Below are 15,426 nucleotides of genomic sequence, written 5' to 3' on the forward strand. Positions count from 1 at the left end.
GGCCGGCCGGGCGCCGGCGCCCGTGCGCCGGCCGCGGCTCACTCCTCGTCGGCGCCCTCCTGCCCGGGGTCGGGCAGGGCGAGCTGGACCAGCCGGGTCTTGCGGCGTACGACGCTCTGGGCCCGGCCCGGCGGCAGGATGCGCGGCTTGACGCTGTCGAGGAGGTAGCCCTCCGACGGCGGGCAGGACAGCAGCAGCGCCGAGGAGTTGACCTCGCTCAGCTTGCGGACGAGGGGGTCCGTCCGCCCGGCGCCGGTGGAGGCGCGGGCGACGATCATGTGCAGGCCGATCTCGTGGCCGAGCGGCAGGTGGGCCAGGAGCGGTTCGAAGGGGCCGTCGAAGGCCGAGCCGACCATCTCGTAGTCGTCGACGACGACGAACAGGCGCGGCCCGTTCCACCAGTCGGCGCGGCGCATCCGGGCCGGGGAGATGTCCTCCCCGGGGAGCCGGTCGGCCATCGCGCGGGCGGCGCCGTCCACGTACTCGCGGAGCGGGTCCGCGGAGACGGCGTGCCCGAGCCGGTACTCCTCGGGGATGGCCTCGACCAGGCCCCGGCGGTAGTCGACCACCAGGAAGCTCGCCTCGTCGGGGCTGTGAGTTGCCATGATGCGCTGGACGAGCAGCCGGAGTGCGCTGGTCTTGCCGCTCTCGGTGTCTCCGACCATGTAGAGATGCGGACTCTGGCGGAAGTCGTGCCAGACAGGGGCCAGTTCGACCTCGTCCAGGCCGATCGCCACCCGCAGCGGGTGGTCGGAGACGGGGAGTTCGGCGGCGGGCAGGTGGGTGGGGAGCATGCGCACCGGCTGCGCCGGCGGCCCGTCCCAGCTCTCCGCGACGGACTCGACAAGGTCTGCGAGGGCCTCCGAGAGGTCCTCCGCCTGCTCCTGGCCGTCGATCCGGGGCAGGGCCGCGAGGAAGTGCATCTTGTCGGGGCTCAGGCCCCGGCCCGCGGTGACGGGCACGCCGCCGGCCTTGCGGATGTCGATGGCGGAGTCCATGGGGTCGCCCATGCGCAGTTCGAGCCGGGTGCCGATCTGGTCGCGCAGGGCGGCGGACACCTCCACCCAGCGCGAGGTGGCGATCACGAGGTGGACGCCGTAGTTCAGGCCCCGGGAGGCCAGTTCGCCGAAGACGCCGAGGTCGTCGAAGAGTTCGTTGCGGACCGTCGACCAGCCGTCCACGACGAGGAAGACGTCGCCGAAGGGCTGGTCGGCGAACTCGCCGGCCGCGCGCCGCCTGCGGTAGGTGGACATCGAGTCGATGCCCTCCTCCTGGAAGAACAGCTCGCGCCGGCCCAGCAGGGAGATGACCTCCGCGAGGGTGCGCGAGATCCGCTCCCGGTCCAGGCGGCCGGCGACCCCGCCGACGTGCGGCAGGCCCGCGAGCGAGGAGAGCGCGCCGCCGCCGAAGTCCAGGCAGTAGAACTGCACCTCGCGGGGGGTGTGGGTGAGGGCGAGGGAGCAGATCAGGGTGCGCAGCAGGGTGCTCTTGCCGCTCTGCGGTCCGCCGGCGACGGCGACGTGGCCCCCGGCGCCGGAGAGGTCGACGGTGAGCAGGTCCCGTACCTGCTCGAAGGGGCGGTCGACGAGGCCGACCGGCACGCGCAGCCGCCCGCGCTCCGGGGAGCCGGCGGTCGTGAGGCCGAAATCGGGGTCCGGGGTCAGCGGCGGCAGCAGGGAGTCGAGGCTCGGCGGGGTGTCGAGCGGGGGCAGCCACACCTGGTGTGCGGGCGGTCCGCTGTCGCGCAGCCGGTCCAGGGCGAGGCCGAGCAGGCTCTCCTCGGTCTCCGGCTCGGTCTCCGGCTCGGGTTCGGGGGCGAGTGGCAGGGTGTGGGGCACCACCCACTCGGTACCCCAGGGGACGACCTGCCGGGCGATCTGCTCACGGCGGACGCCGCGGCGGGGCGCCTTGTACGTACCGGACACGTACGCGGCACGGAAGCGGGTCAGGGCCTCGACGCCGCTCTTGAGGTAGCCGCTGCCGGGCTGCGAGGGCAGGTGGTAGGCGTCGGGGACGCCGAGGACGCCGCGGCTCTCGATGGCGGAGAAGGTGCGCAGGCCGATGCGGTAGGAGAGGTGGCCCTCCAGCTGGTTCATGCGGCCCTCTTCCAGCCGCTGCGAGGCGAGCAGCAGGTGCACTCCGAGCGACCGCCCGAGTCGGCCGATCATGACGAACAGCTCCATGAAGTCGCGGTGCGCGGCGAGCAGTTCGCTGAACTCGTCGACGACGACGAACAGGCTGGGCAGCGGCGCGATCTGCGCACCGGCGGCGCGGGCGCGCTCGTACTCCAGGAGGGAGGCGTAGTTGCCGGCCTTGCGCAGCAGTTCCTGGCGGCGGATCAGTTCGCCGTGCAGGGCGTCCTGCATGCGGCCGACGAGGGCGACCTCGTCGGCGAGGTTGGTGATGACGGCGGAGGTGTGGGGCAGTTCGTCCATGCCGAGGAAGGTGGCGCCGCCTTTGAAGTCGACGAGGACGAAGTTGAGGGTCTCGGAGGAATGGGTGAGCGCCAGGCCGAGGACGAGGGTGCGCAGCAGCTCGCTCTTGCCGGAGCCGGTGGCGCCGATGAGCATGCCATGGGGGCCCATGCCGCCCTGGGCGGACTCCTTGATGTCGAGTTCGACGGGGGTGCCGTCCTCGCCGACGGCGATGGGCACCCGCAGCCGTCCGCGGCCTTCGACGGCTCGCTGGGGCTGGCGCCAGAGGCGGGCGGGCTCGTGCCGCCGCAGGTCGGGGATGCCGAGCAGGGCGGTCAGTTCGGTCTCGGCGACGAAGGGCTCCGAGGCGGTGACGCCGCCGCCGAGCCGGTACGGGGCCAGCCGCGCGGCCAGGGTGCGGGCGGCGGCCGGGCCCAGGCTGTCCGGACGGCCCAGCAGGGTGGCCTGCTCTTTGCGTTCGCGATCGGTGCGGACGAGGTGCAGGCCCTCTTCGTCCAGGCGCAGCCGCAGGGTCCCCCGGGCGGCCTTCCAGGCAAGGGCCCCGCCAAGGTCCACGAGCACGGTGTTGCGGTAGCCGGGTCCGGTGACACGGTGCCCGGAGGGTACGGCCCCGCCGTCCACCACGACCAGGGTGAAGGGCTCGTCGCGGCCCGGCGGGGTCTCCGGATCGAAGGGCGGCCGCTGGGTGAAGTCTGCGCCGAGCAGCTCCTCCAGGGCCTGGAAGTCCGCGGCGGCGAGCCGTGCCTGGCCCGCGCCGTCGCGCTGGTAGCCGTGCTGGGCGTGGGGCAGCCACTTGAGCCACTCCCACTCCGCGCGCCGCTCGTCGCTGACGCACAGCGCGATGTTCAGTTCCTCCGGCGCGTGGAAGGTGACCAGTTGGGCGGTCAGCGAGCGCAGCAGGGCCCGGGCACGCTCCCCCTGCCGCGCGTTCTCGCCGCCGCCCTCCTCCCGGAGCACCACCCGCGACCAGGCGCGCAGGTACAGGGCGATGGGCTGGTCGGGGACGGTTCCGTAGGCGCGGATGAAACTGCGCAGCGCGTGCGCGGCGAGCGGTTCGAGGTCCTCGACCGGCTTGGTCGCGAGGGGGGTGAGCCGTGTGGCGAGCTTCTGGTCGCCGACCGCCACCCGCACCTCGGCGAAGTCGTCGTCGGAGGGCCGGCGCTCCCACTGCCGGCTGGTCCCGGTCAGCGCCCACAGGGCGGCGGGCTCGGGGTGGCGCCAGGCCAGTGCCTTCTGCTGGGCGCCGACGGTGACGCGGATCTTTCGGCGCATCTGGGCCAGGTAGCGCAGGTAGTCGCGTCGCTCACCCTTGAGTTTGCGTTTGCGTTCACCGGCACTGCGGATCAGCTGCGCGCCGATCATGGCCACGGAGGAGAGCAGCATCAGCCCGATGGCGATGTAGCTGAACGCCGTCGCCTGTCCGGGACGCAGGAACATCATGAGCATGCCGAGGGAGGTGAGGCCCATCGGCAGGTACGTCCACATGGCCGATGTGTTCGGCTCCGCCTCCGGCAGCGTGGGCGGCTCCTGAAGGCTCAGTTCTCCCTCGGGCATGTCGGGGCCGCGGCGGCGCGCGGGCCGACGGAACAGGACGGTGCTCACGCTGGCGTGTCTCCTCGGGCTCGGCGCGTCCGGCCCCCGCCCCCGTACGGTGTCGCGGGGACTTGGGGGACCGCTCTCCGCGCCGGGTGACGGCGGAGGGCCAAGGGTGGTCTGTGACCTGGTGTGTTGATCACGGTAGTGTGCGCTACCTCCGTTTGGTACCCCGGCCCCTGGATAGGTGCTGCACCCTCATGACTGAAACCCCGGGCATATCGAGCCCCGGTCTGTGCCGACTCACGGTGAGGACACCGCAGCGCCTGCTCGACCTCGCGGTGCCGGTCGACGTTCCGCTGGCCGACCTCCTGCCCACGCTCCTGGACCACGCCGGTGAGGAACTCGCCGAGCAGGGAATCGAACACGGCGGCTGGGTCCTGCAACGCCTGGGCGGGGAACCGCTGGACGAGGAGAGCACGCCCGAGGTGCTGTCCCTGCGCGACGGGGAGACTCTCCATCTGCGTCCCCGTACCGAGGCATTGCCCGCGATCCACTTCGACGACCTCGTCGACGGGGTCGCCAGCACGATGCGCGAGCGCCCGTACGGCTGGGACGCCCCGGCCGGCCGGCGGCTGCTGCGGACGGCGGCCGTCCTGCTGCTGGCCGCCGGCTGGGTCGTGTGCGCCCTGCCCGGTGGCGGCGGGCCGGCCCGGGCGGCCGTCGCCGGCATCACCGGACTCCTGGTTCTCTTCGGCGCCGCCGCGGCCTCCCGCGCGGTCGGGGACTCGGCCGCCGGCGCGGCTCTGGGCGTGTTCGTGGCGCCCTACCTGGCGCTGGCCGGGGCCCTGCTTCCCGTCGGCGAGGCGGACGGCGGCGGACAGTTGGGCGGAGCCCGGCTGCTGGCCGCGTCCGCTGCGGCCGCGGGCGGCGCGGTGCTGGCCGTGGCCGCGGTGGCGGCCTTCGTGCCGCTGCTGCTGTCGGTGGCGGTGGTCGCCCTGGCGGGGGCGGTGTGGGGGACGCTGATGCTGACGCTGGACGTCGGCCTCGGGCCCGCGGCGAGCGTGGTGGCGGTGTTCGCCGTCGCCGTCGGGGGGCTCGTCCCCGGGCTGGCCTTCCGGCTGTCGGGGCTGCGGCTGCCGGTCCTGCCGTCCAACGCCGAGGAGTTGCAGGAGGGCATCGACCCGCACCCGCACGAAGGGGTCGTCAGCCGCACCGCACTGGCCGAGGAGTGGATGACCGCCCTCTACGCGGCCGTCGGCCTGGTCTGCGCCCTGGCCCTCACGGCACTGCTGCTGGACGACCCGGGTACCCCGGCCCGGGTCACCGCCGGCGTGCTCAGCCTGCTCCTGCTGCTGCACTCCCGGGCCATCGGGAACGTCTGGCAGCGCCCGGCGGTCTTCCTGCCCGGCCTGTACGGACTGGTCCTCGCGGCCCTCACCGGCGCGTCCGCCGTCTCCCCCGGCAACCGTCCGGCGGTGCTCGCGACCCTGCTGGTGCTGGCCGGCGTGGCGCTCGTCACGTCCTGGACCGTGCCCGGCCGCCGCATCCTGCCCCACTGGGGGCGGGCCGGGGACATCCTGCACACCTGCGCGGCAGTGGCGCTGATCCCGCTGGCGCTGTGGGTGCTCGGCGTCTACGGCGCCCTGCGCGCCATTTCCGGCTGACGGGGGAACGACATGCAGTCGAGGAAAGACCAGGTCCAGGCCCACATGTTCGTCATGGGCAGGCTGACCAGTGGCATGCTGCGGCAGGACCCGGACGCCCCGGAGAGCCCGGTCGGCCGCACCAATCGCGGCCTGGCCTGGGGCATCGGCCTCGGTGTGGTGCTCGTCGTCGGCTTCGTGCTGTTCGGACTGCTCTCCCCGGCCGGCACCAAGTCCTGGCGGACGGCGAACGCACTGATCGTGGAGAAGGACACCGGGACGCGCTACCTGTACCTCGACGGGCGGCTCCGCCCGGTGCGGAACTACGCCTCGGCACGCCTCATGTCCGAGAACCGGCTGAACACCGTCACGGTTTCCTCGGCGTCGCTGCGCGGCGAGCCGCACGGCACCCCGGTCGGCATTCCCGGCGGCCCGGACTCGCTGCCCGGACTCGGTGACCTGGAGAAGGGCTCCTGGCAGGTGTGCGCCGAGGAACCCCGCCAGACGGGCCCGGACGGCGCCGGCCGCACGGCCCGCACCTCGCTGCGCCTCGGCTTCGCCTCCGACGGCGAGGTACCGGGGAACCAGCAGGCGCTGCTCGTCGCCGGTCCCGACGGGGCCCGGCACGTGCTGTGGGGGGACCGCCGACTGCGGATCGGCGGGCACGGGGCCCAGCAGGCGCTCGGCTATTCCGGCGCCGTCCCCACCACCGTCTCGGCCGCCTTCCTGGACAGCGTGCCCGCGGGCGCCGACCTGGCCGCCCCCGAGGTCGAGGGCCGCGGTACGGACGCGGGCACGGTCGGCGGCGCGGCCGCCCGGGTGGGCCAGGTCTTCGCCCTCTCCTCCCCCGGCACCGCCCAGCAGTACTTCCTGCTGGAGGCGGCCGGACTGCGCCCGCTCTCCGCGCTCGCGGCGGCCCTCGTCCTGGGCGACGACCGCACGGCCGGTCAGGCGTACCCGGGCCGCGTCCCGGTGCCGATGGCGCTGAGCGCCGACGAGCTGACCCGACGGCAGGCCCCCGCCGGACAGGGCGGATCGGACCCCGGGGACTGGCCGGCCGTCACCCCGGCCGCGCGGGCCGTGGGCGCCGGTGCTCAGCTCTGCGCCCAGATCCAGCCCGAGGGCACCGCCCCCCGGATCCGTATCGCCCTGGTGCGGGAGGCGGGGGGCGTCCCGGCCCCCGCCGCCGGTCCCGAGATCGTGCGGGCCTGCCTGCCGGTGGACGGGATCGCGGTCCGCCCGGGAGGCGGGGCGCTCGTACAGGCACTCGGCGCCGGGGGCGGCGTACGCGGCACCACGACGTACTTGGTCACCGACGTCGGCGTGAAGTACCGGCTGCCGGACGTCACCGCGGTGGAGCGGCTGGGGCTCAAGGGCGGGCACGCCCAGGCCGTGCCGTCGAGGCTGCTGGACATGCTGCCCACGGGTCCGCGGCTCGACGTGGACACGGCGATGGGCCGTCAGCCCGCGGCGGGCGCCGTGGGGTTGAAACCGGCCGACTCCCCCTGCGAGTGAACCGACGGCGGAATTTCACCGTCCTCTCCGATGATGACCGGCTGTTCAGGTCAGGGCATCACCGCGGAAGCTCAAAGACGACTCGTCTCGTTGCAGCAGCCGCACAAGTGTTCTTACCATCAGCCCACACGCGGGCGGGCGTTCCGCCCGATCCGCCCCACGCCCCCATGGCCGCGCCAGACAAGGAACCCCATCATGGCGACTCCGCCGCCTCCCGGTAGCACCCAGACTTCGGACCAGAGCGAGAACCAGCGCGGCTACAACGCCCTCCAGCAGGCCAAGACGGGCGTGGAGAGGGCCCAGAGCGACGTGAAGACGGTCATGGACGGCCTGATCAAGGCCTACGGCGGCGCCGACGGCAACGCGTTCCAGGGCCTGCTCAACGAGTGGAGCGGCCAAGTGGACCTGATCACACGGAGCATGGGCGAGATGATGCAGACGCTGACGGAGACCGGGCAGGCGCAGTCGCGCACCCAGGGCCAGATCAACGACTTCATCCAGGAGGCCAAGCGCTCCTCGATCTCCCAGGGAGCCCAGAACCGGCTCAACCCTTGAGCCGGTGGCTCAACCCTGAGCCGGTACACCTCCGTCACCTCTCCGTCAGCCCGCCGCCCTAGGAGCCCCGCATGTCCGACTTCTATTCCAACAAGACCGACGGCGTCATCCACGTCCAGTACCAGCACGTCGACCGTGCCGCGGAGGACATGCGGATGCAGACGGTCGCGATCCAGAACACCGTCAAGGCCCTCAACGAGGAACTGGCCGGCCTCCGCGGCGCCTGGCAGGGCCAGGACGCCGCCGTCTACGGCCAGAAGCAGACCGACTGGAACACGGCCTCGGACGGCCTCGGCGCCATCCTCCAGAAGCACAGCGAGCTGCTGAACATGATCAGCGAGATCTACAAGAAGCACGAGAACCGCAGCGCCGACCAGTGGAACAACGTCCGCATCCGCTGACCCGCCCTGACAGCGCCGCCGGCCCCGGCCGGCGGCGCCGGGACGTTCCCGCAACCCTGCCCCGCCGCCCGGGAGAGAGACCATGGCCGAAGGTATCGATCTGTCCCATCTCGACAGGGACAGTCTGGAGAAGTTCAGAACGGACAGCCTCGAGGGGGTCGCCGCCTTTCTGGCACGCCTCGCGACGCTGACGAGCACGGCACCGTCGACGGACGCGGTCACCCCCGTGCCGCTGCTGGCCAGAGCGCTGACGGACCCCGACGGCCCCTGGGCGCCGAACCCACCGCGGCTCGGCAGGCTGCGGACCAATGACGCCAAGGAAGAGACACCGGTGGACGGGACGCGGCTCGTCAAGTTCATGACGGACTCCGCCGCCTCGCTGGGCACGATCCTGACCAAGCAGCGGACCCTCTTCACCGAGATCGACGACGAGCTGATCCACACGATCAAGGAACTGGGCGACGCCCAGGACGAAAGCCTCGACGGGATCAACGGGCAGGACTTCCTCGCCGACTGGAAGGACGTCAACGGGGTCTTCACGCCCGAGAAGAAGCCCCCGTCCGCGCCCCCGACCACCTGACCGTCCCACCAACCGTCGCGTTCCCCGGAAGGCCCCCTCCCCATGGCAACACCGTCGCCCCCACAGATCCAAACCCGGTGGGAATACGTCGTCGGGCAACTCACCAGCTTCGCGGGCGGCAAGCGCGAGGACGTCGGGAAGGTGGGGAGCACCGGCGACCAGACCGTTCCCGGGACCGGCTGGCTGAGGGCGAAGACCGACGCCCTCTACCTGACCAGTGTCGGTGACGCCTATGACAGCCTCCCGAACGTCGATACCAAGGGTCCCGAGCGGATCATCAAGTTCTACGACATCGACCACGACGGCACCGGGGTCCAGAAGTACTGGAAGATCACGCTGAGCGTGCCCTGGAACGAGGGCGGCAACGACTTCAGCAACAAGGGGAAGGCCGGCGCCTTCGACTGGGGATACGGCGAAGCCCTGGAGTCCTTCGTGAAGAAGGGAACCACCGCGAACCTGGATCTGGGGTATTCGGGCGTCGCCGCCGTCGACCCCAAGGACTCCATACAACTGGCCACGATCCTTGCCGCGGCGAGGTCGTTCGACGAGGTGCGCACCTTCTTCATCGACTACCAGAAGAAGATCGAGGCTTGGTCGAAGAGCCTCGGCGGGGACGACGCCGCCTGGAAGGGCTCGGCGGCGGACGTCTTCCGCACCCTGATCCAAGGGCTGGACCTGGGGTACAAGGAGCTCGGCGAGGACCTCACCGCGACCCGGGGCACGGGCAGCGTAACGCTGGGAGACCTGCCCCTGGTCGCCTCGGACAGTTCGACCGGCCGGGAGATCCTGCGCTGCGCGAAGGCCATCCACGACGCCGCGACGAACCTGAAGAACGCCTGGGACACGTGGAAGTTCTCCGACGCCACACACCCCGCCACCTTCACGCCGACGCACTTCCTCGACGCGGAGATCGACAAAGTCGTCGCGTACATCAACAGCGAGAACATCCAGAAGGTGACCGCGCAGGGCACCAAGCTCGTCATGGGCGCGGGGTTCTCCATCTACTACGAGCCGTTCGGCGACCTGACCCATCAGGAGGCGTGGCAGAAGCTCGCCCAGCAGGCCTACCGGAGCTGGGTGGCGAACCTCCTGGCCCTCGACACGGCCGCGACCCTTCAGGCCAGCGCGCTCAACAACGCCTTCGCCGACCTTGAGTACGCCACCAGCACCTTCACCTTCAACCCCGGTTTCACCGACCTGGGGAGCAAGTACGCCGAGAACACGGCGAAGAACAAACAGAAGGAACTGGAGGAGAAGGGCGGGGGCGCCGGAGGTGACAAGGCGCCGCCGAAGATCGACCCGAACGCCATCGGCGGAGGCGGCGGCCTCGGCGACAAGAAGGGCAACGTCCCTCCGCCGGACCTCAAGAAGCCGCCGCCCACGCTGGGGCTGAACCCGCCCGGGCTCGGCCCGGGCGGCAGCATCCGCAACCCCGACGGCTCCGTCACCGTCCGCAACCCCGACGGCTCCGTCACCGTCCGCAATCCCGACGGTTCGTACACCACGACGTATCCGGACGGACGCCAGGAGAAGACTCCCGCGGGGTCGCCTCCGCCGTTCCTGGGGCTGAACCCGCCACCCGGCTCCGGTACCGGCCCCAAGGGGGGCATCCCGCTGAAGACGGTCAAGGGCCCTGACGGCAGCACCACCTCATACAACCAGGACGGCTCCCGCACGGTCACGCACAAGGACGGGACCACCACCACGATCGGCCGCGACGGCACGGCCACGACGGTGAACCCGGACGGCTCCACCACGGTGCTGCACAAGGACGGCAGCGAGACAATCAGTTACCCGGACGGCACAAAGACCACGATCCGCCCGGACGGCAGCGCCGTCACGCAGTTCAAGGACGGCTCGACGCAGATCCGCGCCACCGACGGCACCTTGACCACCACCGACCCCGAGGGCAACAAGACCGTCACCCGCCCCGAGGCGGGGCAGACCGTCCACAACCCCGACCGCTCGACGACGACGTTCAACAAGGACGGCTCGGCCACGACCGTCCACACCAACGGGACCCGGACCACCGTGAGTCCGAACGGAACGGTCACCACGGTCGACCCCGACGGCACGAAGACCGTCTCCCACCTGGGCAAGAACACCTCGACCATCGAGTACGCGGACGGCGCCGTGGCCAAGGTCGACAAGGACGGCACGGTCGTCACCACCTACAAGGACGGCACCTCCACCAAGCTCGGCCCGGACGGGACCTACACGACCACCGAGCCGGACGGGGACAAGAAGACCGAGCACCTGAACCCGCTGGGCGGCAATGCGGGCGCGGAGACCAAGCACAATCCCGACGGCTCCACGACCACGAAGTACCCGGACGGCACGGTGGACCAGAAGTTCCAGGACGGCGGCCACAAGGTCACCTACCCGGACGGGCGGACGGTCACCACGGACGCCTCCGGCCGGACGGTCTCGGTCACGGGCGGCCCGACGGGTGCGGGCCCGAACCTCTCCTCGGGCAGGCTCAGCGACTACGACTACTACGACTACCCGGACGACTACCGCAAGTCGGCGGCCGCGCTGTCGGGCGGCGGCTACGGATCGGGCGGCGGCCCGTCCGCCCCGCCCCCGCTCGGCGCCAACCCCCTCGGGCACAGCCTCACCGCACCCCCCGGCACGAATACGGGCCCGACCGTCCCCGGGGAACGCACCCGGGGGACCGTGCTGAACGAGTCGGCGGCCACCCGCGGTCGCATCGCCCAGCTCGCCGCCGAGGAGGCCGCCGCGCTGCGCCGGCCCGCCACCACCTCGGGCGGGATGCCGATGATGCCGCCGATGGGCGGTATGGGCGGCGGGGGCCAGAGCACGCAGAGCGAGGAGCGCGAGCGCGCCACTTGGGTCAGCGAGGACGAGGACGTCTGGGGCACCGACGAGGGCGGCGTCTCCGCGGTGATCGGGCGGTGAACCCCGGCGGCGGGACAGCCGTCGGGAGAGCCGTCGGGAGACGAGGGCCGGCATCCGACCGGTACCGGTGGACAGCATGCGAACGAGGAGGGACGCAGGGATGAGCAATCCCCTGGAGGAACGGCTGGCGGAGGCGCTGGCGGAGTTCGAGGAGACCCGGGGCCGCCTGGACGCGGCCGCGGCGCAGGCGGCCGCGATATCCGTGACGGTCACCGCCAAGGACCGCGCGGTGGAGGCCACGGTCGGGGCGCAGGGCGAGCTGACGGGCCTGCGCTTCCCCACCTCGCGGTACCGCACGATGGCCCCCGCGGAGCTGGCGAACGTGGTGATGACCACCATCTCCTCGGCCCGCGCCAAGGCCGCCTCCCAACTGCTCGACATATACCGGCCCTTCGGCCCCATCCCCGGGCTGTCCGCGGACGCTCCGGGCGGCTTCGGGCCGGTGGACTGGGAGGACCTGTTCGCGCCGCTGCGCGAGGACACGGACCTGGTGGTCCCGTCCTCCCGCCCGGCCGGCTCCGCTTCCTCCGCCTCCGCCGGCGCCCTGCTGGACGAGCTGGTGGACGACGAGGACGGCGGGACGGGCACGGCGTCGGGGGCGGTGGCGGGCCGGTGAGTGAACTCGACGTCGACAGCGAGGGCCTGGACCGCAGCGGCGAGGCCGTGAAGGACGTGGGCAGCGTGCTGAAGGTCGCCCGCGACGAGTACATGGACAAGATCACCAGCTATCGCGGCTGTTGGGGCACGGGCGAGTTCGGCGAGGCCTTCGCCAAGAAGTACTACCAGGGGCTCGGGTCCGTCGTGGACGGGACCGCGGCGCTCGTCGAGGCCCTCGAAGCGAGCGGCCAGAGCCTCGGCGACACCTCCAAGAAGTTCAAGAAGACCCAGCAGGACGTCATCGACCACGTCAACAACCCCACGAAGAAGCGCTGAGCCTCCATGTCGCTGCAGTTTCCCCCCGAGTGCGCCTGGCTGTTCGCGGCCCTGACCGGTGAGATCCCTCCGGACGGTGACGAGGACAAGCTGTTCGCCCTCGCGGAGGCGCACAAGGGGCTGCACGGGAAACTGAACGGTGAGGTCCAGCAGCGGGTGGCCGACGCCCTCGGCTACACGAAGAAGAACTTCGACGGCAGCGCCGCCGAGATGTACCAGGAGGCGATGAAGTCCTTCCTCGGCGGCCAGAAGGGGCTCGACTACTTCAACTCCGTGACCGAGCAGGCGGAGTTGATCGCCACCTTCACCCGCAAGAGCGCGACCCAGCTCCAGTACACGAAGTACATGATCATCGCTCAGCTCGTGGAGCTGCTGGTCGAGGCCGCGGTGGCACTGGCGCTGTCCTTCTTCTTCGGCGCGTCCATCGGGGCGTATTTGCAGAAGCAGGCCATCGTCCGGCTGATCATCCGCACCCGGCTGGGGCGGATGATCGTCGCGCTGCTGATGCACGAGATCATCAACGTCGGCATGGGCGTGGTCATGGACGCGCTCAGCCAGTGGACGCAGCTGAACCAGGGCACCCGCGACGAGTGGGACAGCGAGCTCACCAAGAACGCGGCGCTCTCCGGGGCCGTACAGGGCGCGCTGGCGGGTCCCTTCCAGGCCCTGGGCGGCCTGTTCAGCAAGCTCCTGGCGAAGATGTTCGGCGACGACGCCGGCCGGAAGATCGGCAAGCAGCTCGACGACGTCCTGCCGCCGCCCAAGGGCCTGGGCGACGGCGCGGGCAAGAACCTGGGCAAGAAGGGCGGCGACCTCGCACCGCCCCCGCCCAAGAAGACCGGTGACGACGTCGCTCCACCGCCCCCGCCGAAGAACAAGGCGGGCGACGACGTCACCCCGCCTCCGCCGCCCCCGAAGACGACGGGCGACGTTCCGAAGCCGAACACGAACAAGGATCTGCCGCCCCCGCCGCAGTCCTTCGGCAAGGACATGACGGACATCTTCCGCAACCGCCTGCCGGGCACCGCGGGCCCGAACCCGGAGAAGGCGGCACGCAACTTCATCAAGGACGTCGGGGACGCCTTCGAACGGCGCTTCGGTGGCGAGGAGGCCCGCGAGGCGGGCCGCAAGTGGGCACAGACCCTGCTGATGGGGACCGGGCGCAAGGAACTGCCCGACGCACTGGGCGACGCGCTGAAGCCGATCTCCAAGCACCTCGACGACGGGGCGTTGAACGCCCTGACCAAGGGCACGGCGGACGCGATGGGCCAGAGCGTCCTGCAGTCGATGCGGGGCGGGGCCGTGCGCGGCCTGTTCGAGGGCGCCCACGCGGCGGTCTCGGAGGGCACGTACAACCTGCTCTTCTCGGACGAGCACACCTTCAAGACGTCCGGGCTGACCTTCGGCTCCGGCATCGTCGAGGGCCGCCTGGGGCACCTGCTGGAGACGGGCGGCGAGAAGCTCGGTACGGGGCTGCGCGGCTCCCTCGGGCTGGGCACCCCGGACTTCGGCAACGGCGGCAGCGGCGGGGCGTCGGGACTCACCGACGACATGCCCGATCTCGGCCTGGACGAGTTCTTCGCGGAGCCGGACACCGGCAGTCTCACCGACGACATGGCCGACCTCGGCCTGGATCGGCTCTTCGACGAGACGGACGACGACCTCGACTACCTGGACGTCGACGAGGACGGGGACTACCTCGCGGGCGAGGGCGGCCGATCGGGATCCGACCGGGACGTCCCGCAGGGCGCCCCGGTCCCGATCGCCACCACCTCCGCAGTGGCCCCGGGGGCCGGCCAGGGCACGCCCGGCGGCTCCTCCCCGATCACGGCGAACACACCGACTGCCGCGAACGCACCGGCGACGGGGAACAGCCCGGCCAACTCGACCTCCCCGAACGCCACCGGGCAGAAGGCCCCGGGCGAACCGGCGTCCCCCGCCGCCTCGGGTACCGACGGCGACACCGCCCCGGCCCATCAGCCGGCCGGCCTCGTCACCGAGAGCGCGGCCCCGTCGCGCGAGGACACCTCCGCGGCGGACGAGGACGGCGACACGGCGAACCGGCCGACGACGGAGGGGAACACGGAGGGCTCCCGTCCCTCCACCGAGAGCGGCGGGCAGGCCTGGGCGTCCACCGGCCGCGACGACGACGGCACGAGCCTGGAGGAGCCCGCCGAACGGAACAACTCCGCCCTCACACAGGAGAACTCCCCGGGCAACCCCGTCACCACCACGTCGACGTCCACCCTCACGTCCACGGACGACGCCACCCAGCCCCAGGGAAGGCTCGCCGTCGACCCGGGGACCGTGGCCTGGGACACCAGCCGGTCCCCCCGCCGCACAGACACGGAACCCGACACCGACACCGTCACCGTGTCGGAGCAAGAGGACCCCACGCCCTCGCCCACCACCCCGGTCCCGCCGCGCCCGCTCGGGCCCGCCGAGGATCTGGTGTTCCTCACCCAGCCCCACTACGCGTCCGGCGACCAGTTCGGCATCGCGGCCGCCCTCCTCGCCGACGAGAACCTCTCGGTCATCCTGACCTACGAGGACGCGGCGGACAGCTCGAAGGCCGAAGGGATCGCCGCCTTCTACAGGGCCTCCGACATTCCGGAGAACCGCATCCACGTCGTCATGACGTCCGAGCGGCTGAAGGAGATAACGGTGGCGGCGCACAACGGGCCGCTCCTGATCAAGCTCAACAAGAAGAACCAGCTCGGTGTCGGTGACGCGACGAAGCGCGTCGGCAAGCAGTTCAGCACGGATCTGCGCGAGGACGTCCGCAAGGCCTGGAAGGTCGGCCCCGACGCGGATCGGGACGCGGCCATCACCACCTGGCTGGAGAGCAAGGGCGTCACCCTGAGCGACGGCGACCAGGTCGCCGTCCTGTGGTCGCGGTTCAGCGGCAA

Annotated in this window: 10 protein-coding genes; 9 read left to right on the forward strand and 1 reads right to left on the reverse strand. The window is 71.7% G+C overall.

Features of this window, described 5'->3' with window-relative positions:
- Positions 1-38: 38 nt before the first annotated feature.
- Complete coding sequence (gene eccCa / locus ACZ6JS_RS23290) at positions 39-4,037, reverse strand: type VII secretion protein EccCa (RefSeq protein ID WP_469300517.1); 3,999 nt, start codon at positions 4,035-4,037, stop codon at positions 39-41.
- A gap of 191 nt (positions 4,038-4,228) precedes the next feature.
- On the opposite strand from eccCa, the gene eccD reads away from it, so the two are divergent.
- The 9 genes from eccD to ACZ6JS_RS23335 all read left to right on the forward strand — a co-directional run.
- Positions 4,229-5,635: a type VII secretion integral membrane protein EccD gene (gene eccD / locus ACZ6JS_RS23295; RefSeq protein ID WP_469300519.1), complete on the forward strand. Its 1,407-nt coding sequence runs from the start codon at positions 4,229-4,231 to the stop codon at positions 5,633-5,635.
- Positions 5,636-5,647: 12 nt separating this feature from the next.
- The gene (gene eccB, locus ACZ6JS_RS23300) at positions 5,648-7,129 is read left to right on the forward strand and encodes a type VII secretion protein EccB (RefSeq protein ID WP_469300521.1); all 1,482 of its coding nucleotides are present in this window, start codon (positions 5,648-5,650) and stop codon (positions 7,127-7,129) included.
- Positions 7,130-7,324: 195 nt separating this feature from the next.
- On the forward strand, positions 7,325-7,684 hold the full coding sequence (locus tag ACZ6JS_RS23305) for a hypothetical protein (protein WP_400931016.1): 360 nt from the start codon (positions 7,325-7,327) through the stop codon (positions 7,682-7,684).
- A 71-nt stretch (positions 7,685-7,755) separates the two neighbouring features.
- Positions 7,756-8,085: a WXG100 family type VII secretion target gene (locus tag ACZ6JS_RS23310; protein WP_400931014.1), complete on the forward strand. Its 330-nt coding sequence runs from the start codon at positions 7,756-7,758 to the stop codon at positions 8,083-8,085.
- An 82-nt stretch (positions 8,086-8,167) separates the two neighbouring features.
- The gene (locus ACZ6JS_RS23315; protein ID WP_469300523.1) at positions 8,168-8,665 is read left to right on the forward strand and encodes a type VII secretion system-associated protein; all 498 of its coding nucleotides are present in this window, start codon (positions 8,168-8,170) and stop codon (positions 8,663-8,665) included.
- 42 nt (positions 8,666-8,707) lie between these two features.
- Complete coding sequence (locus ACZ6JS_RS23320) at positions 8,708-11,584, forward strand: AAWKG family protein (RefSeq protein ID WP_469300525.1); 2,877 nt, start codon at positions 8,708-8,710, stop codon at positions 11,582-11,584.
- A gap of 100 nt (positions 11,585-11,684) precedes the next feature.
- Entirely contained in the window at positions 11,685-12,200 is a 516-nt protein-coding gene (locus tag ACZ6JS_RS23325) for a YbaB/EbfC family nucleoid-associated protein (RefSeq protein WP_400931008.1), read from the forward strand.
- Positions 12,197-12,517, forward strand: a complete 321-nt coding sequence (locus tag ACZ6JS_RS23330; RefSeq protein ID WP_400931006.1) for a hypothetical protein — start codon at positions 12,197-12,199, stop codon at positions 12,515-12,517. Before ACZ6JS_RS23325 ends, ACZ6JS_RS23330 begins: the two co-directional genes overlap by 4 nt.
- Before the next feature lie 6 nt (positions 12,518-12,523).
- On the forward strand, positions 12,524-15,426 hold a 2,903-nt coding region (locus ACZ6JS_RS23335; RefSeq protein WP_469300527.1), incomplete at its 3' end, for a WXG100-like domain-containing protein.

Source organism: Streptomyces sp. NPDC046349, assembly GCF_055587885.1.